This is a genomic window from Micromonospora sp. CA-248089 (assembly GCF_050948515.1).
In the GTDB taxonomy this organism is placed as follows: Bacteria; Actinomycetota; Actinomycetes; order Mycobacteriales; family Micromonosporaceae; genus Micromonospora.
Genome location: NZ_CP192016.1, coordinates 5,888,550 through 5,912,681, shown reverse-complemented (window position 1 = coordinate 5,912,681; position 24,132 = coordinate 5,888,550). Strand labels below are relative to the sequence as shown.

The following is a 24,132-nucleotide window of genomic DNA, read 5'->3' as shown; positions in this document are numbered from 1 at the left end:
CATCGAAAGGCTGTCGTATGGGCTCGGTGGTCAAGAAGCGCCGCAAGCGCATGGCTAAGAAGAAGCACCGCAAGCTGCTGCGCAAGACCCGCGTCCAGCGTCGCCGTCTCGGCAAGTGACCGGGGCCGGGCACTGGCCCGGCACCCGGCACCACTTGCCAACTGTCGACCCTCGGAGGCTCAGGTGATCAGGCCGCGGACGTCCCGGCTCGATCTCGCCTGCCGCGCAAGGCGCACGACATGACCCCCGGTGACACCTCCGGTGCCCCGGGGGTTGTCGTCGTCACCGGGGTCGGCCGCTGGCTGGGCGCCCACGTGGCTGCCCGGCTCGCCGCCGACGAGCGGATCGAACGCGTCATCGGGGTCGATCCGGCACCGCCCAACCCCGAGCTGACCGACCTGCTCTCCGACGTCGAACGCATCCGCTTGGACCTCGACTCGCTCGGCGGCCTCCTGCTCGACCTCGACGTCGACACGGTGGTGCACCTGGCGCTCGTCTCCGCCCCCGACCCGCAGCAGGGCGGCCGGGCGGGGATGAAGGAACAGAACGTCATCGGCACCATGCAGCTGCTCGCCGCCGCGCAGCGCGCGCCCCGGCTGCGCAAGCTCGTGGTCCGCTCGTCCACCGCCGCGTACGGGGTGTCGTTCCGCGATCCGGCCGTCTTCACCGAGGAGACCGAGCCGCGCGAGGTGCCGCGCGGTGGTTTCGGCCGCGACATCCTCGACATCGAGGGGTACGTCCGCGGGTTCCGCCGCCGCCGGCCCGACGTCACCGCGACGGTGCTGCGTTTCGCGCCGTTCATCGGGTACGCCGCCGACACCACGCTCACCCGCTACTTCTCCCAGCCGGTCGTGCCCACCGTCTTCGGTCGCGACCCGCGCCTGCAGTTCGTGCACTTCGACGACGCGCTGGAGGTGCTGCACCGGTCGGTCGCCGAGGACCACCCGGGCACCTACAACGTCGCCGGGCCCGGGGTGCTGTCGCTGTCGCAGGCGATCCGCCGGGCCGGCCGGGTGGCGGTGCCGGTGCTCGAACCGGGCCTGGCCGGGGTGGCGGCGGTCGCCCGCAGTCTGGGCTTCGGCCGGTACGGCTTGGACCAGGTGGACCTCTTCGTGCACGGTCGGGTGGTGGACACCAGCCGACTGGAGCGGGAGTACGGCTTCACGCCCCGCTCGACCGCCGCCGCGTTCGAGGACTTCATCCGCGCCCACCACGGCGGCGTCGTGGTCACCCGCGATCAGCTCGCCGCCGCCGAGCAGTTGGTGCTGGAGAGCATCCGGCAGGTCCGCTCGACCGTGCGGGAGCGCTCGTGAGCAGCTCGGAGGAGCGGCGCGACGCGCGCTACGACGTACCGCTGGGTGTGCCGGATCCGGACGCGGAGCCGGCGCGGCGCAACGGGCACCGCCGGGTGACCGCGCCGTCCGCCCGCCCCGCGGCGGCAGCGGACCCGGCCGACGAGCCGGACACCTCCGCCGACGAGCCCGGCGCGGCTGCCGAGCCGGGCGTTCCGGGCCCGGCCACGCCCCACCAGCCGGCCAGGAAGACGGTCGCGAAGAAGGCCGTCGCCAAGAAGGCCGTCGCCAAGAAGACGGTGGCGAAGAAGACGGTGGCTGAGCCGACGGCCGGGAGCACGCCGGCCAGCGAGACGCAGAACCCCGCCGGGCCGGCGGTGGCCGACCGGCCGGGGGACCACTGGGACCGCAAGGTGGCCCAGGGGCTGGCGTTCCTGCGGCGGCGGCTCGCCGGTGACTACGAGGTCGACGAGTTCGGTTTCGACCCCGACCTGACCGACGCCGTGGTCCACCCGCTGGTCCGGCTGCTCTACCGGGACTGGTTCCGCACCGAGGTCACCGGCATCGAGCACGTGCCCGACGTGGGGGCCGGTCTCGTCGTGGGCAACCACTCCGGCACCGTGGCGCTCGACGCACTGATCCTCTCCACCGCGCTGCACGACCGGCACCCGGCGCACCGCTACCTGCGGCTGCTCGGCGCCGACCTGGTCTTCCGGATGCCCGTCGTGTCCGAGATAGCCCGCAAGACCGGCGGCACCGTCGCGTGCAGCCCGGACGCGGAACGGCTGCTGGGCAACGGGGAACTGGTGGGCGTGTTCCCGGAGGGCTTCAAGGGGGTCGGCAAGCTCTACTCCGACCGGTACAAGCTCCAGCGCTTCGGCCGGGGCGGGTTCGTCTCCGCCGCGCTGCGCACCGGTACGCCGATCGTGCCGGTGGCCATCGTCGGCGGCGAGGAGATCTATCCGATGCTCGCCGACATCAAGCCGCTGGCGCGGCTGCTCAAACTGCCGTACTTCCCGGTCACGCCGACGTTCCCCTGGCTCGGGCCGCTGGGCATGGTGCCGCTGCCGAGCAAGTGGCTGATCGAGTTCTGCCCGCCGATCCCGACCGCGCACCTGCGTGACTCCGCGGACGACCCGCTGGTGGTGTTCAACCTCGCCGACCAGGTGCGGGAGACGATCCAGCAGACGCTGCACAAGCTGCTCGAACGCCGCCCCGACCCGTTCGGTCCCTGAGCCGGTTCAGGCGTCGCGGTGGCGGCGCCGGTGCAGCGCCAGGCCGGCGGTGACCGCGCCGGCGAGCAGCCCGGCGGCCGCGGTGGAGGGCACGGCGATGCGCGCGGCCCGGCGCCCGGTGCGGAAGTCGCGCACGTCCCAGCCCCGCTCGCGGGCCTGCCGCAGCAGCGCCGGATCGGGGTTCACGGCCACCGCGCGGCCGACCGCGCAGAGCATCGGCAGGTCGTTCGCCGAGTCGCTGTAGGCGGCGCAGCGGGACAGGTCCAGCCCTTCCACGGCGGCGAGCTGGGTGACCGCCTCGGCCTTCGCCGGACCGTGCATCAGGTCGCCGACCAGCCGCCCGGTGTACGCGCCGTCGACCACCTCGGCCACAGTGCCGATCGCACCGGTCAGGCCGAGCCGGGCCGCGATCACCCGGCCGATCTCCACCGGGGCGGCGCTGACCAGCCAGACCCGCTCGCCCGCGTCGAGGTGACGCTGCGCCAGGCGACGGGTGCCGGCCCAGATGCGCGGCGCCATCAGCTCGTCGAAGATCTCGTCGGCCAGGCGTTCCATGTCGTCGACGCGCCAGCCCTGGACGAAGGCGAGCGCGGCCTCCTTGGCCTGCGACATGTCGCCCGCGTGCTCGGTGGCGAGGAGCCGGAACCGCGCCTGCTGCCAGGCGAACCGGGCCAGGTCACCGGTGGTGAAGTACTTCCGGGCGGCCAGCCCGCGGGCGAACCAGTAGATCGAGGCGCCCTGCATCATCGTGTTGTCCACGTCGAAGAACGCAGCGGCGGTGGGATCGGGCGCGACTGTGGTCGCCGGTGCCGACGGGGTCTCCGACCAGCCCGCGGTGTGCCCGTGGGCGTCGGTGCTGACGGTCACCTTCCGGCTTCCGGCCACGGCGACCTCCCTGCCTCGACGACGGCCCACGCACTCCGCGTCGAGCGTATCCGGCACGGTGTGACGGCCGGGTGTCCGCCGGGAGAAGTGTGGTGCGGTACGCGTCCGCCGCTCAGCGGTCGGCCGGGCAGGTGGCCGGAGCCGGCCCGAGCATGTCGCTGGCCTGCGGCGCGGGCAGCCCGCAGGCGATCGCCTCGCGGAGCGCGTCGGCGCGCTTGCCGGCCGCGTCGAGCAGGGCCAGCGAGCGGCGGGTGCGGTCCCGGTCGGCGTGGTCGGGCCGGTCCAGCAGGCCGCTGACCACCCGGCGCTGGCCGGCCAGGAACGTGTCCACCGCGTCCAGCGCCGCCGGGTCGGAGCGCTGCGCGGCGACGGTGGTCAGCAGGCGTACGCCCTGGCGGGTGTCCGCGTCCATGTCGTCGAGGACGGCGCTGAAGCCGAGCCGGTCGTCGCGGACCGAGGCAGCCTCGTCGAGGCGGGTGCGGGCGAAGGCGAGGAAGAGCTGCCCACGGCTGATGTCCGAGCTGGTGAGCGCGAGCTGGGCGCGCTCGGTGGAGCGCTTCATGCCGTACAGGGCGTCACCGGGCAGCGCGTTCTCGCTGGCGGCGGAGATGCCGGAGAGGGCGACCGCACCGGCGGCCACGCCGACCAGGATCGCGCCCCGGGCCCGCGCCCGGCGGCCGGTGATGGCGGGCAGCAGCGCGCCGCGTACCCCGCTCGTCGTGGTGGCCTTGGCCGGCGTCCCGACGCCCTCGCGTTCGGCGGTGGCCACGAGCATCGCCCGCAGGCCGGTACGGAACTCGGCGTCCACCTCGACGTCGGGCCGCTCGGCGGTGAGCCGGCGGCTCACCTCGACGAGCGCGGTGAGTTCACCGTCCGCCTTGGACCGGACGTGGTGCCGGCGTCCGCCGTTGGCCTCGTCGAGGAGTTGCGCGAAGCGCTCGGCTCGCCGACGGGAGAAGAGGTCGCTGTCCACCGCGGGCACCCCCTCTCGCTGGTCACGGCCGGGCGGCCGTCGTCGTCACCAGCGACCGGTGGCAGCGTGTGGCCCAGGGCCGACCGGAGCGGCCGACCTGACCCGCCGGACCGGGTGGCCCGGGGGACGCCGGGACAACCACTGGTCGCACCCGGAGAAACGGACCGCGCCGGTCGCCGGTTACGGCTGGGGCGGCGGCGAAATCACCGGGAGTGAGGGGCGGGCGGGGGTACGTCGGGCATGCGACACCGTCCGGCGTGCGTGCGCCGGCCGGGTCGGGATCGGTCAGGAGTGGAAGCCGTCGGGCAGCAGCCGGGCCAGCGCCCGGACGGCGCGGTACTGCAGAGCCTTGATGGCGCCCTCGTTCTTGCCCATGGCGCGGGCCGTCTCGGCCACCGAGAAGCCCTGGAGGAACCGCAGCACGATGCACTCCTGCTGCTCCGGGTTGAGCTGCTTGACGGCGGTGAGCAGGGCGACGTTCGTGATGTGCTCCACCACCGCCGCCTCGGGGCTGCCCTCCGGCCCGCGGTCCTCCCGGTCGGCGTCCAGGACGTCACCGGTGGTGACCTCCAGCCGGTAGCGCCCGGACTTGAAGTGGTCGGCGACCAGGTTGCGGGCGATGGTGACCAGCCAGGCGCCGAGGTCGCGCCCCTGCCAGGTGAAGCTGCCGATCCGCTTGAGCGCCCGCAGGAACGTGTCGGAGGTGAGGTCCTCGGCGAGCTGGCGGTTGCCGACCCGGAAGTAGACGAACCGGAAGACGGTGTCCACGTACCGGTCGTAGATCAGCCCGAACGCCTCGGACTCGCCGGCCTGCGCGCGCTCGACCAGCGTCCACACCTCGGTGGCCGGGTCGGACGGGTCGGGGCGGCTGGGGAAGCCGGTGGCGGGCGCGGCGGCCGGTACGGCGGGCAGGACGGCGGTGTCGCCGGTGGTCACCGCCGGCAGGATCGCGGTCTCGGCGGCGGACGGCTCACCACCGGTCGCCGTGTCGCCGCGCCGCGCCTGGGCGGGCATGGTCGGGCGGGTCGGGCTGCCCAGTCGGCCGGTCGCGGGCTTCGCGTTGCCCCCGGGAGTCGCGGGGCGGGGCGGCGCCTCGTTCGTGTGGTGCGCGCGGCTGCGTACCCGTCGCCCGTCGCCGCGTACCGCGAGCTGGCCGTCGGTGCCCCGGGTGCCCGGGTCCGCGCGCTCGTTGAGCGGGTTGCGCTGGGTCGGGCCGGTGACGCCGGCCGGTCGTTCGGCGTAACCGAAGGTGGTCACCGCGCCTCCCCGGGCCGGACGGACAGTGACCGCGCCGCGCGCCGTAATGGCGCCGGTGGACCGGGTGGGACCCGGTCGGGCACGGCCGGGTCGGGACGTGCCGACGGGCGGCAGATCCCCTTGAGGTGCTGGTCCAATGCGCTCACGGGCACGGGGGCCTCCTCGGGCTGAGGGGTGTCGACTCACGGCAAATGGGGTGAGCCGACCCGAGTGATGATAGGGCCAACGTCACCCACGCGTGGCAAGTCCGTTACACAGAGCGGAAGTATTTCCCGCCAGGTCGCACACATGGCGGACCGGTTGTCCGTCGCGTGTGGTTGACTTTCGCGCCGGAACCTGGTCCGCAGTGGAAAGTCCTGGTCGGAGCCGATTTTCTTTTCGCTCGGCGTGTCGCGGAGACGGTGCGGCCGAGTCACTTCGGGCTGCCCGCGCGGACACCGGTGGAGATCCTCATCCCGTGGCTAGGAATCCCACCCTACGGCAATTGCAGTCCCGTGCGGCGGACCCGGCGCCGTGTCCGGGCATGGCCCGGCGGACGCCGCTGTGCCAGACTCAGCCACCGTGCAGGACGCCGCCGAAAGCTCCGCGCCGAACCTCGCCGACCGGCTCCGCCACGCCGCCGCGCAGCAGGGCGACCGGGCCGCGCTGCACTGGCGCGACCGGACGCTGACCTGGTCCGAGCTGGACGACGCGGCCACCGCCACCGCCCGCGCGCTGCTCGCCGACGCGCCACCTGCCGACGGCGGCCACCCGCCCCGGGTGGCGATCGCGTTCGGCAACACCCCGGACTTCGTGGTCACCTACCTCGCCGCGCTCCGGGCCGGCCTGGTGGCCGTACCGGTCAACCCGGCGCTGACCGCCCGTGAGCTGCGGCACGTGCTCGCCGACTCCGGCGCGTCGGTGCTGGTCGGCGCGCCCGAGGTGACCGCCCGGGTGGACCGCGCCGAGCTGCCCGGGCTGCGCGCCGTGCACACCACGCCGCCGGTGACCGGCGACGCCGGGCCGGACGAGTTCCCGGCCCGCGCCGGCGACGACCTCGCCGTCCTGCTCTACACCTCCGGCACCGAGGGGCGGCCCAAGGGCGCGATGCTGTCGCACCGGGCCCTCGCCGCCAACCACGACCAGGTCGACCGCATCGAACCACCTGTGGTCGGCGCCGACGACGTCGTGCTGCTCGCCCTACCGCTGTTCCACGCGTACGGGCTGAACTCCGTGCTCGGTGCCGTCGTGCGGCACGGCGCGACAGGTGTGCTCGTCGACGAGATCAGCCCGGCCGGAGCGCTGGACGAGATCGCCCGGCACCGGGTCACCGTGCTGGTCGGCGTACCGTCGATGTTCCTGACCTGGGCCGAGGCGGACCGGGACCCGGCCGCGGCGCTGGCCTCGGTGCGCGTCGCGGTGTGCGGCGCGGCGCCGCTGCCCCTCGCGGTCGGTGCGCGCTTCACCGAGCTGACCGGGCACCCGGTGCACGTCGGCTACGGGCTCACCGAGACCGCGCCGGTGCTCACCTCGACGCTCGTCGGCGGCGAGCCGAAACCCGGGTCGATCGGCCGCCCGCTGCCCGGCGTCGGGCTGCGTCTGGTCGGCTCCGACGGCACCGAGCTGTGGCGCGACGGGGCACCCGCCGACGCCCCCGACGAGGACGAGATGGACCTCTCCGACGATCCGGCCGGCACCGACCCCGGGCAGATCGTGGTACGCGGACCGAACCTGTTCGCCGGTTACTGGCCGGACGGGCGGGGCGGGCCGGACCCGGACGGCTGGTGGGGCACCGGCGACGTGGCGTACGCCGACGACGACGGCGACCTGTTCCTGGTCGACCGGCTCGGCGAGCTGATCCTCGTCAACGGCTTCAACGTCTACCCGCACGAGGTGGAGCTGGTGCTCCAGGCGCACCCCGGCGTGGCCGAGTCGGCAGTCCTCGGCGTGCCGCACCCGCGGACCGGCGAGACTGTGCGGGCGTACGTGGTCCGGGCGGCCGGCTCGCCGGTGACGGCGGAGGAGCTGCTCGTCCACTGCGCGCGTAACCTGGCCCGGTTCAAGTGCCCGACCGCCGTCGAGTTCGTCGACAGCCTGCCGTACTCGGCGATCGGGAAGGTCCGCAAGACCGAGCTGCGCCCGGCACCCGCGGTGCCGTCGCCGACGCCGCCGATCGAGATCCGCACGGAGGTACCCGATGTCCAGTGACCCGAGGCTCATCCTGATCACGCGGCCCGGCTGCCACCTGTGCGACGACGCGAAGGCCGCGCTCGACCGGGTGGTGGCGGTCACCGGCGACCGGTGGGTGGAGCGCGACGTCACCGGCGACGTGGAGATGGAGCGCGACTACGGCGACCGGCTGCCGGTCGTCCTGCTCGACGGCAAGGAGCACGGCTACTGGCGGGTCGAGGAGGACCGGCTGCTGCGCGATCTGACCACCCCGCAGCTCTAGCCTTAGAGTGCTCGGGTGACGGGTATGCGACGCCACCTCGTGTGGGACTGGAACGGAACGCTCCTCGACGACCTCGACCTGGTGGTCCAGGCCACGAACGTCGCCTTCGCCAGCGCCGGCGGGCCGGCGGTCACCGCCGCCGAGCACCGGGTCCGCTTCCGGCGGCCGATCGCCGACTACTACGCCGAGATGCTCGGCCGGGCCGTGGACGCCGAGGCGTTCGGGACACTGGACCGCGTGTTCCACGACGCGTACCGGGCCGGTCTGACCACCTGCGCCCTGGCCGCCGACGCCACCACCGCCATCGAGTCCTGGGAGGGCAGCCAGTCGCTGCTGTCCATGTGGTTCCACGACGAGCTGGTGCCGACCGTGCACACCTACGGGCTGACGCCGCACTTCCGCCGGGTGGACGGGCTGCGCGCCACCGTCGGCGGCGGGCACAAGGCCGAGTGGCTGGAGAAGCACCTGGCCGAGCTGGGGCTGGGCGGGCACGAGGTGGTGCTGATCGGTGACTCGCTCGACGACGCCGACGCGGCCGCCTCGGTCGGCGCCCGCTGCGTCCTCTACACCGGCGGCCTGTCCGACCCGGACCGGCTGCGCGGCAGCGGCCACCCGGCCGCCGACACGCTCACCCAGGCGGTGACGCTGGCCCGCACGCTGCCCTGACCGGCCCGGTCAGGCGCGCAGGTGGGCCAGGACGGCCAGGACGCGACGGTGGTGGGTGGTCGCATCAGGGGGCAGGTCCAGCTTGGTGAAGATGTTGCGGACGTGCTTCTCGACCGCGCCGTCACTGACGACGAGCGCCCGGGCGATGGCGATGTTCGAGCGGCCCTCGGCCATCAGCGCCAGCACCTCGCGCTCGCGCGGGGTCAGCGACGCCAGCGGGTCGTCGCGCCGCCGCCGGACCAGCAACTGGCTGATCACCTCCGGGTCGAGCACGGTGCCGCCGGCTGCCACCCGGGCCAGGCCGTCCAGGAACTCGTCGATCGCGGCGACCCGGTCCTTGAGCAGGTAGCCGATGCCGCCGCCGGCGCCGCCCGCGGTGTCCAGCAGGTCGTCGGCGTACGACACCTCGACGTACTGGGACAGCACCAGGACCGGCGTACCCGGCACCCGGCGGCGGGCCTCCACCGCGGCGCGCAGTCCCTCGTCGGTGTGTGACGGCGGCATCCGCACGTCCACCACCGAGACGTCGGGCCGGTGCGCCACCACCGCCTCGACCAGCGCGTCACCGTCGCCGACGGCCGCCACCACCTCGTGCCCGTACTCGGTCAGCAGCCGGACCAGCCCCTCCCGGAGCAGTACGGCGTCGTCCGCGATCACCACCCGCATGGGTCCGGTGTCTATCACGCCCGGACCCGGCGCCGGCCCGGCGGCCCGGATGCCGGGCACGCCACGCGCTCGCGCGACGGCCCGGAGTCCGGGCGGGCCGGGTCACCGCGGCAGTTCGGCGTGGATCCGGGTCGGCCCGTCGGCCGGGCTGTCCACCTCCAGCGTGCCGCCGGCCGCCCGGACCCGGTCGGCGATGCCGCTGAGCCCGTGGCCCTTGGCCAGGTGCGCGCCGCCGGCGCCGTCGTCGGTGACGGTGATCTCCAGCCGGCCCACCTTCCGGGTGACCTCGACCCGGCAGGTGTTCGCCCGGCTGTGCTTCGAGACGTTCGTCAGCGCCTCGGCCACCACGAAGTACGCAGTGCTCTCCACTCCCGGGTCGAGCCGCCCGGCGGCGGTGCCCAGGTCGTCGTCCACGGCCAGCTCGGTGGGCACCAGGGCGCGGGCGGCGAGTGCGGCGAGCGCGCTGGGCAGACCCCTGTCGACCAGGATCGGCGGCGCGATGCCCCGGGACAGGGCGCGCAGCTCGTCCAGCGTCTCTCGGGTCTGCGCGACCGCCTCGTCCAGCGTCTGCCGGGCCGCCTCCGGGTCGCCGGCGAGCTGGTGGCGGGCCCGGCTCAGGTCCATCGCGAGCCGGACCAGCCGCTGCTGCGGGCCGTCGTGGATGTCGCGCTCCAGCCGGCGCAGCGCTACCGCCTCGGCCGACGCGGCGGCCCGCTTCTGCTCCTCCAGCGTGATGATCCGCTGCCGCATCTCGGCCACGCCGGTGAGCAGCGAGTACGCCAGCCCGGCCTGGAGCCGGGCGCAGCCGCGCGCCACCAGCGGGAGGGTGAACAGCGCGAACAGCCCGATCGCGGTGTTCAGGGCGATCCGCGCGCCGGCCCCGTCGCCCATTCCGAGGAGCTGGCTCAGGTCCTGCTCGCCCGGGCCGCGGGGGATGGCCCAGTCGTAGGTGATGTAGAGCGTGCCGCCCAGCGCAAGCACCCACCAGACCACGAGCAGCACGAACGTGGGCACCGCCACGAGCAGCCGGACGAACGCGTGCAGCAGGTCGAGCCACGACTGCGCGTCCCGGATCGGGGTGAACACCCGCCGCCAGAACCGGGCGCCCGGCTCGGGCGTGCGGTAGACCGGGCGTACCCGGGGCCGGTCCAGCACCCCGGCGAGCCGGAGCCGCTCGATGTCGGCCAGGCCGCGGGCGGCGTACAGGAAACCGGCGAGGATCGGCAGCCCGAGCGTGATCACCAGCAGCCCGGCGCTGAGTGAGATCCCCACCACCGCGAGCACGAAGCTGACGAGCGCCAGCGGGAAGCCCACGAGGACGTAGGTGGTGTCGCGGGCGAGGCGGCGCAGCAGCCCTTGAACGGGGGACAGCGGAGTGGGCGCGGTGGCCGGTGGTGCAGCGGTCATGATTCGAGGCTATGGCCGCGTGCCCCGCCCACCCATCCCGCACGCAGGCCTCTTCGGGGTGGGGTTCTCCCTACTCGAAAACGTGAGACTCGCCTCGCCGCGCCGGTCACGGAGCGCTACGGACCCGCGCGATTGGTCAGGGAAGTCTGGATTGAGCAATAATCGCCACGCGCCGCCGATAGACGCGGTTGATCGATCTTGCGGGAATGGAGGGGCAGGTGAAGGCGCGTCGCGAGCTTTCAAGATCGCGATTTGTGCACCCCTTCACAAACACCTACTCTGTAGTTCCGACGCGCCCTGCTAGCACAGCCGGCAATCTCGGTCGCCAGCGGGAGTCCCGAAACGACCCGCCCTCGCCGCTGGTCGAGGATCGCACCGCACGGAGTCTCATGAGCCAGCACCGTCAACCAGGCGCGCCCGGTCGCACCGGTGCCGTACCGGCACTACCGGACCTGCCCGAGGCGACCGTGTCCCGGCTCCCGGAATACCTGCGTGCGCTGCACGCGCTCGTCGACGCCGGGCACGAGACGGTGTCCAGCGAGGGCCTGGCGAACGCCGCCGGCGTCAACTCCGCGAAGCTCCGCAAGGACCTCTCCCACCTCGGCTCGTACGGCACCCGGGGCGTCGGCTACGACGTCGCGCTGCTTGTCGACCAGATCTCCTCGGTGCTCGGGCTCACCCAGTGCCGGGCCGTCGCGCTCGTCGGCGTGGGTAATCTCGGTCACGCCCTGGCCGGCTACGACGGCTTCGCCAACCGCGGATTCCGCATCGCCGCGCTGCTCGACGCCGACCGGTCCCGCGTCGGCGAGGAGATCAACGGACTGGTCGTCCAGCACGTCGACGACCTGCCCCGGATCGTCGCCGAGGAGTCGATCTCAATCGGCGTCATCGCCACCCCCGCCCCGGCCGCCCAGGCGGTCGCCGACCAGTTGGTCGCCGTCGGCGTGACGAGCATCCTCAACTTCGCACCCTGCGTACTCTCGGTTCCGGACGGGGTCGACGTGCGCAAGGTCGACCTCGCCATCGAGCTGCAGATCCTGTCCTTCCACGAGCACCGCAAGGCATCGCTGACCGCGCTCCCCGCCACCGGCGGGTCCGCCCTCACCGCCCTGCCCGGCGGACTCGCGGCAACCGACACCCAGGAGGCGATCGGCACGTGAAACTGCTCGTCGTCGGCGCGTCCTACCGCACCGCCCCGGTCGCCACCCTGGAACAGCTGGCCGTCCCGCCCGCCGACCTCACCCGCACGCTCGACCGCCTGATCGCCCAGCCGTACGTCGCCGAGGCCGTCCTGGTCTCCACCTGCAACCGGGTGGAGGTCTACGCCGCCGTCTCCGGCTTCCACGGCGGACTCGGCGACATCTGCGCGATCCTGGCCGACCAGGCCGGCTGCCAGCCGGCTGCGCTCGCCCCGCACCTCTACGTGCACTACGACGCCGCCGCGGTGGACCACGTCTTCCGGGTCGCCGCCGGGCTCGACTCGATGGTGGTGGGCGAGGCGCAGATCCTCGGCCAGCTCCGCGACGCGTACCACTCCGCCGGTGGCGCCGACTCCGCCGGCCGGCTGCTGCACGAGCTGATGCAGCAGGCGCTGCGGGTCGGCAAGCGCGCGCACGCCGAGACCAACATCGACCGGGCCGGGCAGAGCGTCGTCACCGCCGCGCTCGACCTCGCCGCCGATCTGCTCGACGGCGACCTGGCCGGCCGGCCCGCCATGGTGGTCGGCGCGGGCGCGATGGGCTCGCTGGGCGTCGCCACGCTGTCCCGGCTGGGCGCCGGCCCGCTCACCGTGACCAACCGGGGCGCCGCCCGTGCCGTCCGGCTCGCCGAGTCGTACGGCGCGTCCGCCGTACCGATGGCCGAGCTGATCACCGCGCTCGCCGCCGTCGACGTCGTGGTCGCCGCCACCGCCGCCACCGAGCCGGTGCTCACCCGCGACGTGGTCACCCGGGCGCTGGCCCGCCGGGACGCCGACCGCGGCCCGCTGGTCCTGCTCGACCTGGCCGTCCCGCGTGACGTCGAGCCCGGCGTCGCCGAGCTGCCCGGCGTCGAGGTGATCGACATCGACCGGATGGCCGCCGTCCTCGCCGACGGACCGGCCGCGGCCGACGCCGCCGAGGTGGCCCGGATCGTGGCCGGCGAGGTCGAGGCGTTCCTGAGCTGGCTGCGCGGCGCCGACGTCGCGCCGACGGTGGCCGCCCTGCGCGGCCGGGCCGAGGACGTCGTCACCGCCGAGCTGCGGCGGCTCGGCCAGCGCCGCCCCGACCTCAGCGACGACCAGCGCGCCGAGGTCGCCCGCACGGTGCACCGGGTCGTGCAGCGGCTGCTGCACCAGCCGACCGTACGGGTCCGCCAGCTCGCCGCCGAGCCCGGCGGTGACCAGTACGCGGCGCTGCTGCGCGAACTGTTCGACCTGGACGTTCCGCAGACGTCCCCGGTCGACACCGTTCCCGACGTGGTCGCCACCGACCTCGACGGCCGGCCGTCGTTCGACGCCGCCGACGTCCCGCCCACCGGAGGTGCGCGATGACCGCCCCCCTTCGCCTCGGTACCCGGGGCAGCGCCCTGGCGATGGCCCAGTCCGGCCACGTCGCCGAGGCCCTCACCGCGGCCACCGGCCGCCCGGTCGAGCTGGTCGAGGTGGTGACCGCCGGCGACAAGTCCACCGCCCCGGTGCAGCGGCTCGGCGTCGGCGTGTTCGTGTCCGCGCTGCGCGACGCGCTGACCGCGGGCGAGATCGACTTCGCCGTCCACTCGTACAAGGACCTGCCCACCGCGGCGGCTCCCGGCCTGCACGTCGCGGCCGTGCCGCCCCGGCAGGACCCGCGCGACGCGCTGGTGGCCACGAACGGCCGTACGCTCGCCGAGCTGCCACCCGGCGCCCGCGTCGGCACCGGCGCGCTGCGCCGGATCGCCCAGCTGCACGCGCTGGGCATGCAGTTGGAGGTCGCCCCGATCCGGGGCAACATCGACACCCGGGTGGCCCGGGTGCTCGGCCCGGACGCCGACCTCGACGCCGTCGTGCTGGCTCGCGCCGGGCTCAACCGGATCGGCCGCGCCGACGTCATCACCGAGACGCTCGACCCGATGCTCATGCTGCCCGCGCCCGCTCAGGGTGCGCTGGCCGTCGAGTGCCGGGCCGACGACCAGGACGTGCTCGAGCTGCTCGCGCTGCTCGACCACGAACCGTCCCGTGCCGCGATCACCGCGGAGCGGGCGCTGCTGGCCACCCTGGAAGCAGGGTGCAGCGCACCCGTGGCCGCGTACGCCGTCCTCGCCGAAGGCGAGCCCACCGACGAGGGCGACGTCAATCAGGAGATCTACCTGCGCGGTGCGGTGATCAGCCCGGACGGTACCCGTGACCTCCGGCTGTCCCGCACCGGAACGCCCGCCGACGCGGCGGAGATCGGCAAGGCACTCGCCGCCGAACTCCTCGAACTCGGCGCCGACTCGATCCTCGGCCAGGACGCACAGGCCGGCCCGGGGACCCAGCAACTTGGGAGCACAGAATGACCCGCACCCGTAAGCCCGTAGGCCAGATCGCCTTCGTCGGGGCCGGACCCGGCGACCCGGGCCTGCTGACCCGCCGGGCGCTGGACGCCCTGGTCGACGCCGACCAGGTGGTCTACGACCGGGGCGTACCCGAGTCGCTCCTGGCGCACGTCCGCGCCCAGGCCCGGCCGGACGCCGAGTTCAGCCCCGCCGAGGGTGTACCGGGGGACGTGGCGAAGGTGCTGATCTCCGCGGCCCGGGCCGGGCAGAACGCCGTGCACCTCGTCTCCGGTGACCCGTTCGGCCACGACTCGGTGGTCAAGGAGGTGCAGGCGGTCGCGCGTACCGCCGCGCACTTCGAGGTGGTGCCGGGCGTCGGCCAGGCCGAGGGCGTGGCCACCTACGCGGGTGTCCCGCTGCCGGGCGTGCGGACCGCCGCCGACGTCGAGGACGTCACCGCGCTGGACTTCGAGGCGCTCGCCACCGCCGTCGGGCGGGGTTCGCTGGCGCTCGCCGTGGACGCCGGTGACCTGGCCGCCGTCCGGGACGGCCTGCTGGCCGCCGGGGTCGACGGCACCACCCCGGTCGGGGTGACCGGCGACGGCACCGGCGAGACGCAGTACACCACCACGTCGAGCGTGGACTCCTTCGTCGCGGCGGCGCTCGGCTTCACCGGCCGGGTGGTGCTCACCGTCGGCTCGGCCGTCACCGACCGCGACAAGCTGAGCTGGTGGGAGAACCGTCCGCTGTACGGCTGGAAGGTGCTGGTGCCCCGCACCAAGGAGCAGGCCGGCGTGATGAGTGCGCGGCTGCGCGCGTACGGGGCGATCCCGTGCGAGGTGCCGACCATCGCGGTCGAGCCACCGCGTACCCCGGCGCAGATGGAGCGGGCGGTGAAGGGCCTGGTCGACGGCCGGTACGCCTGGGTGATCTTCACCTCGGTGAACGCGGTCCGCGCGGTGTGGGAGAAGTTCGCCGAGCACGGTCTCGACGCACGCCACTTCGGCGGCGTGAAGATCGCCTGCATCGGTGACGCCACCGCCGAGGCGGTTCGCGCCTTCGGCATCCAGCCCGAGCTGATCCCCTCCGGGGAGCAGTCCTCCGAGGGCCTGCTGGCCGAGTTCTCGCCGCACGACGAGATCCTCGACCCGGTCGGCCGGGTGCTGCTGCCGCGCGCCGACATCGCCACCGAGACGCTTGCCGCCGGGCTCACCGAGCGCGGCTGGGAGGTCGACGACGTGACCGCGTACCGGACCGTCCGGGCGGCGCCGCCGCCCGCCGAGATCCGCGACGCGATCAAGTCGGGCGGGTTCGACGCGGTGCTGTTCACCTCGTCGTCCACGGTGCGGAACCTCGTCGGTATCGCCGGGAAGCCGCACGCGCGCACAGTTGTTGCAGTGATCGGGCCCAAGACGGCGGAGACCGCCACCGAGTTCGGCCTGCGTGTCGACGTGCAGCCGCCGCACGCGTCGGTGCCCGACCTGGTGGAGGCGCTCGCCGCCTACGCCGTCGAGCTGCGGGAGAAGCTCGCCGCCATGCCGGCGAAGCAGCGCCGGGGCTCCAAGGTGCAGGGCCCGACCGCCCTGCGGTTCCGCTGACAGGAGGCCCGTCATGTCGTACCCCGAGGTCCGGCCCCGCCGGCTGCGCCGCAACGCGGCCGTGCGGCGGCTGGTCTCCGAGACCCGCGTCGACCCGGCCGAGCTGGTCGTGCCGATGTTCGTCAAGGAGGGGCTGACCGAGCCGCGGGCCATCGCGTCGCTCCCGGGGGTACTCCAGCACTCCCGGGACTCGCTGCGCAAGGCCGCCGCGGAGGCGGTGCAGGCCGGGGTCGGCGGGATCATGCTGTTCGGGGTGCCGGCGACGCGGGACGAGACCGGTTCCGGCGGCATCGACCCGGCCGGCGTGCTCAACACGGCGATCCGGGACGTGATCGCCGAGGTCGGCGACTCGACTGTGGTGATGAGCGACCTGTGCCTGGACGAGTTCACCTCGCACGGGCACTGCGGCCTGCTCACCCCGGACGGCGGGGTCGACAACGACGCCACGCTCGCCGCGTACGCCGAGATGGCGGTGGCCCAGGCCGCCGCCGGGGTCCACGTGGTCGGGCCGTCCGGGATGATGGACGGCCAGGTCGGCGTCGTCCGCAAGGCGCTGGACGCCGCCGGGCACCAGGACGTCTCGGTGCTCGCGTACGCGGTGAAGTACGCCTCCGCCTTCTTCGGCCCGTTCCGCGACGCCGTCGAGTCGGCGCTGGAGGGGGACCGGCGCGCCTACCAGCAGGACCCGGCGAACCTGCGCGAGTCGCTGCGCGAGGTCGAGCTGGACGTGGCCGAGGGCGCCGACATGGTGATGGTCAAGCCGGCGCTGCCCTACCTCGACGTGGTGTCGGCGGTCCGGTCCGCGGTGAACGTCCCGGTCGCGGCCTACCAGGTCTCCGGCGAGTACGCGATGGTCGAGGCGGCCGCCGCGAACGGCTGGATCGACCGGGAACGGGTGATGCTGGAGACGCTCACCTCGATCCGCCGGGCCGGCGCCCAGATCATCCTCACCTACTGGGCCGTCGAGGCCGCCCGGTTGCTGCGCGAGCGCTACTGACCGGCGGGCGTCGCTCGGCGTCGCGTCGCTCCCCTCGCGCCGTCGGCACGCTCACCGAGGATGCGCCCCTTGCGTGTGGTCGTCGTGCGTTGTCCACAGCCCAAGGCGGTCACTCAGCGTGTCTTCCTGGGCGGCAGTGCACCCCATCTCTCCCCGACTTTGCTCTGCAGCCACGGACGCACCTGTCACGAATCGTGAGCGCTGCCTCGGTGGCTGCAGAGCAAAGTCTGCCGAGGGCGTTCTCCCTGCGGCGACGATCTCGGGATTTCTGTCCGGTTAGGTCCTGTTCGGGGTGGATGGGGATCGCGCGGTTCGACGGCGCTGCTTGACGCTGAGTGACGATCACCCTCTGTGCCTGTGGTGCCGTGCCGGGTGGACGCCGTATCCCGGGGTTTCCACAAGGGCGGGGAGCGGGGTTGCCGGGCCGGTGCGGGCGGCGGGACCGTGGGCGGCGTGACAGACATCGCCGACACCGAGCCGAAGGCGGCCGCCGCCGCGAGCGCCGGCACCGCCGCGGCGGACGGCGGCCCGGTGGCGGACGGCGGCCCGGCGCTGCTCACCGAGCCGTTCGACGTCCCGTTCCCGGCGCCGGGGATCGTCCGGGCGGTGCGTCGCCGGGCCGACGCCAGCCAACGAGAGCTGGCCCGGTTCGCCCGGGTGCATCCGAGCACCGTCGGGCGGATCGAGGCGGGGACGCTGACGCCGAGCCTGGCCATGCTGTCGCGCATCGTGGGTACGGCCGGCTTCCGGCTCGTCGTTGTCGACGAGGCCGGGCGGGTGCTCAAGCCGATGCGTGACCGGGCCGACCTGCGGGACGGCGCGGAGCGGCGGTACCCGTCCCACCTCGACATCGTCACCGACCCGGAGCCGGGGGAGTGGTGGGCCGACCGGTACGGGCTGGCCCGCCCACCGGAGACCTTCTACCGCGATCGGGAGGTCCGGGACTGGCTGCGCCGCCGTAGCCAGTGGGAGGTGCGGGTGGCCAAGTACCGGGGCGTACCGCCTCCGCCCGACCCGCAGCGGTGCGGATACCGCGGCGGCCCGCCGATCCGCCCATGAGCGAATCGACGGGCCGCCGCGCGGAACGCCGCTCAGTCGTCGTTCAGAATCGTCCCGACGCCGGACGGGTCGGCAAGGCGCAGGCCCGGCACCCCTGCCACGTACAGCGTGAGCTTCTCGTCCGCCTCGCGCTTGCGGTCACCGCGCACGGTGACCGGGAACGTCAGCGAGGTCTGGCCCGCAGCGAGCACCCGGCAGCCCACGTACGGGTCATAGTCCGACCCGGCCTGGGCGGTCGTGCCGTAGGTGGTCGCGCAGATCAGGGCCGGCTCGGAGAGCGGGCGCGACACGGTGACGGTGAACGTCATCGCGCGGGTGCCCTTGTCGCCCTCGGCGACCGAGGTGTCCGCGACGCGCAGCGAGGCGCGCGACCGGAACCGGGCCACCTGCGGGTCGTGGTCGCTGGCACCCCGGTCACCCAGCTCCGGCGCGTCGGTGGGGTAGTCGGCGTTGATGTGCGCCGTCCGTACCTGCACCAGGTCGTCGTGCATCGGGGCGTTCACGAACAGGTTGTCCAGCGTCTGCGCCTGGCCGCTGAAGGTGTAAGAGTATGCCGACGCCGGAGCGTCCTTCACCAGGTCGTCCCAGAGGTTGTGCAGCCCGGCCTCGTACAGCGGGGCGAGCTGGTCCGACGGGGTCGGGTTCTGGGCGGTGGCGATCGGGTCGTCCGGGCGGGGGAAGACGTTCAGGTCGCCGCCGTACACCACCCGGGCGTTCGGGTCGCTCGCCTCGACCGCCGCGACGATCGCCGCCCCGTACGCGGCCTGCTCCCGGCGCTGCCCGACCCGGCTGTCCGGCCCGGACGAGAAGTGGTTGGCGACCGCCCAGAGCGTGAACCGCTCGTTCGATCCGGGCGCGGCCTTGACGGTGAACCGGGCCAGCTGCGCCGCACGGGTGTAGACGTTGCTGCCGTCCACCCCGGTCGACCGGTCCACGTCGTCCGGCAGCACCGCGTTGAACGCCTTGGGGTTCTGCACGTCGGCGTTGGACGGCAGCGCCGCCGAGCGGTACCGGACCGTCGGCGCGGAGCCCAGCAGCGGGTCCGCGGCGGTCGCCTCGGCCAGCGTCAGCCGGTCGGTGCGGTAGAGGAACGCCGAGGCGATGCCCCGGGCGTCCGCGCCGGTCCGGTCGTACGCGGCGGCGTAAGCCGGACCGCCGTGCGCGGCGATGGTCAGCGCCAGCTCCTGCACGGTGTCCGGCGCGCCGTCGGCGTTGTTGGTGTCGCCGCAGGCCAGAGCGCCGTCGACCACCGAGCAGATGTCCTGGTCCTCGGCCTCCTGCACCAGGATCAGATCCGGGCTGTGCAGCGACTGGACGATCTGCCGGGCCTGCACGGCCAGCCTGGCGGCGTACGCCTCCGGGCTCGCCGGCACGTAGTCGAACGGCGGGCTGACCCCGGGGCACCCCGTGTTGCCGGCGAAGTCGCAGCCGTCGAACGGGTCGTCCCGGTAGTCGTACAGGTTCTCCACGTTGTAGGTGGCGATCGCGACCTCGCTGCCGCGGTCGGCCGGCTGTGGCGGGTGGTTCGCGGCCGGGTCGGCGCCACCGGTCAGCGTGAGCTGCTCCGGCTGCACGCTGTACTTGCTGAACGCGTACGAGACGGAGCCGTAGGCGTCCTCGGTGAGCGTGTCGAACGTGCGCGCCTCGGGCAGCAGCGCCCGGGAGTCACCGGCTGTCGCCTTCACGCCGCCGGCGCCCAGCAGGACGCGCTGGTTGTTGCCGTTGTCGAACAGCGTGCCGGGGATGTCGTCGAGCGGGTGCGCGTCCCGGAACACCCGCCGGGCGTACGGGTCGGACCGCTTCATGATCGGGTCCTCGCGGTCCAGCACGTAGATCTCGGAGTCGGCGGTGGACGAGTAGATGTGCCGGGGCGCGGACACGCCGCTGCCGGCGCGTACCCGCATCCGCTCGCCCTCGTGCCGCTCCCAGAACAGGTCGGCGGCGGCCGCCTCGGCCGGCGGGACCGCGTCGTCGACCCGGACCGCGGTGTCCACGTCGAGGCCGGAGTCCAGCTTGCGGACCAGCGAGGCGCCGGAGAGCTGGGTCTGGTTGAAGTACTCGGAGATCCGGCCGCGCAGCACGACCTCGTCGCCGACGGTCGGGGCGTACCCGCCGATCAGCGTGGTGAACGAGCCCATGAAGACGAAGAGGCCGTCGGAGGTCAGCGGGTCGCCGTCCTCGGTGCCGAGCCGGCTCTGCAGGTAGAAGCCCCACTGGCCGGCCCCGGCCGAGCTGCGGGTCAGCGACATGCCGGTGATGACGCCGCGCACGTCGTACAGCGTGGAGCTGGTGCCGTTGCCGCTGGCCGGCGCGAGCGGCGACCGGTCGGTGCGGCCGTCCTCGTCGTCGGCGGTGCGGCCCTGCACCTCGCCGATCGACAGCACGCTCGTGGCCTGCACGGTGAGCGTGCAGGTGGCGCTGTCGCCGTCGGCGTCGGTGGACGTCACGGTGACCGCGTAGCTGCCGGCCGGCAGGCCGGTGGCGGTCAGCGTCGCGGTGGCCGTACCGCCGTCCGCGGTCGCCGGGGTGAACGCGGTACGGCTGATCGAGCCGCTCGCCGGCACCGGCACGACCGAGGTGACCGCCAGGTCGGTGATCGTGTCGTCGGCGTCGGTCGCGGTCACCTCGCGGCTCGCGGTGGCGCCCGCCGACAGCATCAGCGCGCCGCCGCAGGCCAGGGTGGGCGGCTGGTCGACCGGCCCGCCTCCGCCGACGGTGTGGCTGCCCAGCCCGTCGAACGTGTCGGTGGCGAAGCCGGCCCACTGCGCGGCCGGGTCGAACGGGTCCGCCGGGTCGGTGTCGCCGGCGGTCACCGAGGGCAGGCGGCGCAGCGTGTTGTCCGCCGTGCTGGTGAGCCCGTTGCCCCACTCGCTGCCCGGGTCGACACCGACCTGGCCGAGGGAGTCGACCACCGTGTCACCCTTGCGCAGCACGATCGCGTCGTCGCCGTTGAACAGCGAACCGGAGTACGTCTGGTCGGCCTGGGCGAGGATCGCGGGGGCGGCCGCCGCGGCGGCGAAGACGAACACGTCCCCGGCGGCGACGCTCCCGGTCAGGGCCACGTTCGTCGAGGTGGTGGCGCCGTTGAAGAAGAGCTGGAGCTGGTAGCCGCCGGCAGCCAGGTCGATCGGGGCACCGGTGCCGTTGTACAGCTCGACGGCCTTGTTGTTGGACGACCCCTCGACGTACTCCGAGATGAAGAGGTCGGTGGGCGCGGCGCTGGCCGCGGTGGGTGCGACAGCGATCGCCGTGAGGGTGACGGCGGCGGTGGTCGCGAGCGCGGCGAGGGTGCGGCGCGGGCGCATGGGGCCTCCACGATGGGTGGACAGGAACTAACGAACGTTAAGGCTCTCGTGGGTCCACCGTCCAGCCCATCGATGGCCGGGCGGTGAACGGTCAGCGGTGACTGTCCAGCCGGTGCACCAACTCGGCGACGTCCACACCGTATTCGCACCAGTCGCGGTCGGGGCGGTAGCCCAGCTCGGCGTTGACCTTCAACATCGACTCGTTGTCCTGCGCGTTCCAGGTCTGCACCTCGGCCACCTCGGGCTCGGCCGAGCGCAGCTCCAGCAGCATCCGTGCCTTGATGGCCCGGTCGATGCCGTAGCCGCGGTGGTCGTGGACGACGATCGTGTCGTACTGGTCGGCCCGGGTCGGGTGCTGCGCCGGCACCACCACCTCGGTCAACCCGGCGACCTCGCCGGTCTGCTCGTGCAGCGCCAGCACGATGTACGGCTTCATGCCGCGCCGGTGCAGCGTCGCGAGGCTGTCGCGCAGGCGGTCCGGGTCGTAGGAGCTGGGCCGCAGCTCCACGTCGTCCACATCGCGCACCTCGGCCTTGGCCCGCGCGTACGCCTCGATCAGCTCGTCCGGCGGGCCGCCCGGCCAGAACTCCACGCGGTAGCCCGCACCGACCCCGGCGGCCATCTCGGAGAGCGCCGGCCAGTCCACCGAGCGCAGGTCGAGCACGCTGCGGGTCTCCACGTAGTCGCGGGTGAAGCCCAGCGACTCGTAGAACCCGACGGCCGGGGTGTCGCCGACCACCTCCACGCCGATCGACTGGAAGCCCTCGTCCCAGACCCGGCGGGCGGCCACCCGCACCAGCTCACGGCCGATCCCGCTGCGCCGGACCGCCGGGTGCACCAGCACCTCGAGCACGCCGATTCCCCCGAGCAGCAGCACGTGCACATGCCCGAGGATCGCTCCGGGCGTGCCGTCCGGGTCGGCGTCGTCCTGCGCTACCCACGAGATTCGCCGCTCGCCGGGCATCACCTCGGACAGATACTCCCGCATGGAGCTCTCCCGCCATGGCGGGTCCTGCGGCAGATCGGCCGCCAGGACCGCGTTCAGCGTGTCCAGCAGGGACGCGATCTCGGCGGACGACGCGGTCCTGGGATCCCACTCGCGCACCATCACCCGTCTAGCTTGCCGTCAACAGCAGCCGGGGGGAAGGGTTGAGTCCGCGAATGTACGCGAGCCGTCACCTCACGTTGCGGCTGATCCTGCCGTACTCGTCGGCCTTGTCGAAGACGGCCTGGGCGTACCGACGCACATCGTTGTAGGAGAGGATGGCCCCCCACCAGTCACCCGGGATGGTCATGTTCCGGCCGCCCTTGCACAGGTAGAGCCCGGCGGCCAGCGCCGCGTCGTCGATGTCGTGCGGGTTCTTCACGCCGTCGCCGTCGGCGTCCGCGCCGATCTCCTGCCAGGTGGTCGGGATGAACTGCATCGGGCCGAGCGCCCGGTCGTGGACGCGGTCGCCGTCGAGCGCGCCCTGGTCGGTGTCGAGGATCCGGGATCGGCCGCCCTGCCCGTCGAGCGGCTCCCCCTTGATCTCCGGCAGCGCCCGGCCGTCGGCTTGCAGCGTGGCGCCGTTCGCCGCGCCGTGGCGCGACTCGACGTAACCGATCGCGGCCAGCGTGGTCCAGCTCAACTGGCAGGCGCGGTTGGTCTGGGCGAGCACCAGTTCGGCGTACGCGTACGCCTGGAGCGCCACCGCGGGGATGCCGGTCACCGCGCCGACCCGCTGCGCCCAGCCGGCGAGCGCGTCCGCCGGTCGCCCGGTGGGCAGCACCGGGGCGGTGGTCGCACCGGGCAGCGGCGTGCCGGTTGGTGCGGCGGTGCCGGGCAACCCGGTCAGCTCCGGCAGCGGAGGCGTGGCGGGCGCCTCGGCGGTCTGCGGCACGGTCGCCGACGGCGTGGCCTCGGCGACCGGTTCCGGCCGGCCGATCGCCGCCGGCACGACCACCGCGCCGGCCGTGGTGGCGGCGGCGACCAGCGCGAGCAGGAACAGCGCGGGCAGCGCGGTGCGCCCGCCGGGCCGCCGGGACCAGGCGCGGGTGGCCCGGGCCGCGCCGACGGCGACCTGCCTGGGGCGCGTCCGGACGGCGTGCGCGAACGGCATCCGCCGACGCCGCCCGCCGCCCTCGGCCGCCGCCTCGACCTTCGTCTCCGGGCCGGAGTCCGTCTGCTCGCGCCCGCCGTCCGCCCCGGGCTCGGCGTCCGTCTTCGCGTCCGGCTCGGGCTGTGGCTTCCCGCCCGGCTCGGCGACCGCGCCGGCCGTCGTGCCCGCGCTGGCTGCCGTGCCCGCGTCGGCGACCGCGCCGGCTACGGCGTCCGCGTCGCGGGGCGCGTCGGCGGGCGGCTTCGGGGGGAGGGAATCGCGCTCGCGGCGGGGCTGCGGGATGGACCGGGCGCCGTCGTCGGGTGGCGCGGCGGGTCGCAGGGGCCGGGCCGTCGCTCGCCGTTCGCCGTCCACCACCCGTCGAGTATCACCCATCCGTGTGACGACGTCAGGCCCGGCCGTACGCTTGGGACATGCCCCGGTACGAGTTCCGTTGCCGCGCCTGCGGTGACACCTTCGAGGTCAACCGCCCGATGGCCGAGGCCGCACAGCCGGCCACCTGCCCGCAGGGCCACGCCGACACGGTGAAGCTGCTGTCCACGGTGGCGGTCACCGGCCGGGGCGGCGCCGCTCCGAGCGGTGGGATTCCCAGCGGTGGTGGTTGCTGCGGCGGCTCCTGCGGCTGCTGACTTTCCGCCTTCCGTCCCGCGAGTCGATAGGGTCTTGCCGCCGGTGTGATCTTTTGGCACCTTGGGGCGGAATCTGCCCAGCCGTTCTCACGATGCGTGACGGCACGACCATAGGGCAGCATGAACCCGACGTCACCGGGC

General features: G+C 73.9%; 21 protein-coding genes. 13 read left to right on the top strand and 8 right to left on the bottom strand.

Going from position 1 to position 24,132, the window contains the following annotated elements; genetic code table 11:
- The first annotated feature begins 17 nt into the window (after positions 1-17).
- From ACQP26_RS27690 to ACQP26_RS27680, 3 genes are all read left to right on the top strand, one after another.
- Positions 18-119, top strand: a complete 102-nt coding sequence (locus ACQP26_RS27690; protein ID WP_007465623.1) for a 30S ribosomal protein bS22 — start codon at positions 18-20, stop codon at positions 117-119.
- 120 nt (positions 120-239) lie between these two features.
- On the top strand, positions 240-1,313 hold the full coding sequence (locus ACQP26_RS27685; protein WP_269703886.1) for an NAD-dependent epimerase/dehydratase family protein: 1,074 nt from the start codon (positions 240-242) through the stop codon (positions 1,311-1,313).
- Between the two features lie 356 nt (positions 1,314-1,669).
- A complete protein-coding gene (locus ACQP26_RS27680; protein ID WP_433496210.1) occupies positions 1,670-2,527 on the top strand; it encodes a lysophospholipid acyltransferase family protein in 858 nt (285 codons plus the stop codon).
- A gap of 6 nt (positions 2,528-2,533) precedes the next feature.
- Here ACQP26_RS27680 and ACQP26_RS27675 read toward each other — a convergent pair whose 3' ends face one another.
- The 3 genes from ACQP26_RS27675 to ACQP26_RS27665 all read right to left on the bottom strand — a co-directional run bounded on the left by ACQP26_RS27675 (position 2,534) and on the right by ACQP26_RS27665 (position 5,642).
- On the bottom strand, positions 2,534-3,412 hold the full coding sequence (locus ACQP26_RS27675) for an HAD family hydrolase (protein ID WP_269703887.1): 879 nt from the start codon (positions 3,410-3,412) through the stop codon (positions 2,534-2,536).
- Between the two features lie 112 nt (positions 3,413-3,524).
- Positions 3,525-4,385 carry a DUF5667 domain-containing protein gene (locus tag ACQP26_RS27670; protein ID WP_269703888.1) on the bottom strand — a complete coding sequence of 287 codons (861 nt, stop codon included), beginning with the start codon at positions 4,383-4,385 and terminating at the stop codon, positions 3,525-3,527.
- 285 nt (positions 4,386-4,670) lie between these two features.
- Positions 4,671-5,642, bottom strand: coding sequence for an ECF subfamily RNA polymerase sigma factor, BldN family (locus ACQP26_RS27665; protein ID WP_269703889.1), 972 nt, complete (start codon positions 5,640-5,642; stop codon positions 4,671-4,673).
- A gap of 513 nt (positions 5,643-6,155) precedes the next feature.
- On the opposite strand from ACQP26_RS27665, the gene ACQP26_RS27660 reads away from it, so the two are divergent.
- The 3 genes from ACQP26_RS27660 to ACQP26_RS27650 are packed head-to-tail and all read left to right on the top strand — an operon-like array spanning position 6,156 to position 8,739.
- Complete coding sequence (locus ACQP26_RS27660) at positions 6,156-7,829, top strand: AMP-binding protein (RefSeq protein WP_433494373.1); 1,674 nt, start codon at positions 6,156-6,158, stop codon at positions 7,827-7,829.
- Positions 7,819-8,073 carry a glutaredoxin family protein gene (locus ACQP26_RS27655; protein WP_269703891.1) on the top strand — a complete coding sequence of 85 codons (255 nt, stop codon included), beginning with the start codon at positions 7,819-7,821 and terminating at the stop codon, positions 8,071-8,073. Before ACQP26_RS27660 ends, ACQP26_RS27655 begins: the two co-directional genes overlap by 11 nt.
- A 24-nt stretch (positions 8,074-8,097) precedes the next feature.
- Complete coding sequence (locus ACQP26_RS27650) at positions 8,098-8,739, top strand: HAD family hydrolase (protein WP_433494372.1); 642 nt, start codon at positions 8,098-8,100, stop codon at positions 8,737-8,739.
- Between the two features lie 9 nt (positions 8,740-8,748).
- Here the strand turns inward: ACQP26_RS27650 and ACQP26_RS27645 are convergent, their stop codons facing one another.
- Together ACQP26_RS27645 and ACQP26_RS27640 are read right to left on the bottom strand one after the other, a co-directional pair.
- On the bottom strand, positions 8,749-9,405 hold the full coding sequence (locus ACQP26_RS27645) for a LuxR C-terminal-related transcriptional regulator (protein ID WP_269703892.1): 657 nt from the start codon (positions 9,403-9,405) through the stop codon (positions 8,749-8,751).
- A gap of 102 nt (positions 9,406-9,507) precedes the next feature.
- Positions 9,508-10,812, bottom strand: coding sequence for a sensor histidine kinase (locus tag ACQP26_RS27640; protein WP_433494371.1), 1,305 nt, complete (start codon positions 10,810-10,812; stop codon positions 9,508-9,510).
- Between the two features lie 389 nt (positions 10,813-11,201).
- On the opposite strand from ACQP26_RS27640, the gene ACQP26_RS27635 reads away from it, so the two are divergent.
- From ACQP26_RS27635 to ACQP26_RS27610, 6 genes are all read left to right on the top strand, one after another.
- A complete protein-coding gene (locus ACQP26_RS27635; RefSeq protein WP_269703894.1) occupies positions 11,202-11,972 on the top strand; it encodes a redox-sensing transcriptional repressor Rex in 771 nt (256 codons plus the stop codon).
- Entirely contained in the window at positions 11,969-13,342 is a 1,374-nt protein-coding gene (locus ACQP26_RS27630) for a glutamyl-tRNA reductase (protein WP_269703895.1), read from the top strand. Before ACQP26_RS27635 ends, ACQP26_RS27630 begins: the two co-directional genes overlap by 4 nt.
- Positions 13,339-14,325, top strand: coding sequence for a hydroxymethylbilane synthase (hemC, locus tag ACQP26_RS27625; RefSeq protein ID WP_269703896.1), 987 nt, complete (start codon positions 13,339-13,341; stop codon positions 14,323-14,325). The genes ACQP26_RS27630 and hemC overlap by 4 nt, the downstream gene beginning before the upstream one ends.
- Positions 14,322-15,902 carry a uroporphyrinogen-III synthase gene (locus ACQP26_RS27620; RefSeq protein WP_269703897.1) on the top strand — a complete coding sequence of 527 codons (1,581 nt, stop codon included), beginning with the start codon at positions 14,322-14,324 and terminating at the stop codon, positions 15,900-15,902. Before hemC ends, ACQP26_RS27620 begins: the two co-directional genes overlap by 4 nt.
- A gap of 13 nt (positions 15,903-15,915) precedes the next feature.
- Entirely contained in the window at positions 15,916-16,899 is a 984-nt protein-coding gene (gene hemB, locus ACQP26_RS27615) for a porphobilinogen synthase (protein ID WP_433494370.1), read from the top strand.
- 453 nt (positions 16,900-17,352) lie between these two features.
- Positions 17,353-17,958, top strand: a complete 606-nt coding sequence (locus tag ACQP26_RS27610) for a helix-turn-helix domain-containing protein (protein ID WP_269703899.1) — start codon at positions 17,353-17,355, stop codon at positions 17,956-17,958.
- A 32-nt stretch (positions 17,959-17,990) separates the two neighbouring features.
- On the opposite strand, the gene ACQP26_RS27605 is transcribed toward ACQP26_RS27610, so the two are convergent.
- The 3 genes from ACQP26_RS27605 to ACQP26_RS27595 all read right to left on the bottom strand — a co-directional run bounded on the left by ACQP26_RS27605 (position 17,991) and on the right by ACQP26_RS27595 (position 23,737).
- A complete protein-coding gene (locus ACQP26_RS27605) occupies positions 17,991-21,263 on the bottom strand; it encodes a lamin tail domain-containing protein (RefSeq protein ID WP_433494369.1) in 3,273 nt (1,090 codons plus the stop codon).
- Between the two features lie 91 nt (positions 21,264-21,354).
- Positions 21,355-22,371 (bottom strand): GNAT family N-acetyltransferase, encoded by a 1,017-nt coding sequence (locus ACQP26_RS27600; protein ID WP_269706989.1) that lies wholly within the window; start codon positions 22,369-22,371, stop codon positions 21,355-21,357.
- 67 nt (positions 22,372-22,438) lie between these two features.
- Positions 22,439-23,737, bottom strand: coding sequence for a murein transglycosylase (locus ACQP26_RS27595; RefSeq protein WP_433494368.1), 1,299 nt, complete (start codon positions 23,735-23,737; stop codon positions 22,439-22,441).
- Between the two features lie 38 nt (positions 23,738-23,775).
- On the opposite strand from ACQP26_RS27595, the gene ACQP26_RS27590 reads away from it, so the two are divergent.
- Complete coding sequence (locus ACQP26_RS27590) at positions 23,776-23,991, top strand: FmdB family zinc ribbon protein (RefSeq protein ID WP_269703902.1); 216 nt, start codon at positions 23,776-23,778, stop codon at positions 23,989-23,991.
- The last annotated feature ends 141 nt before the right edge of the window (positions 23,992-24,132 follow it).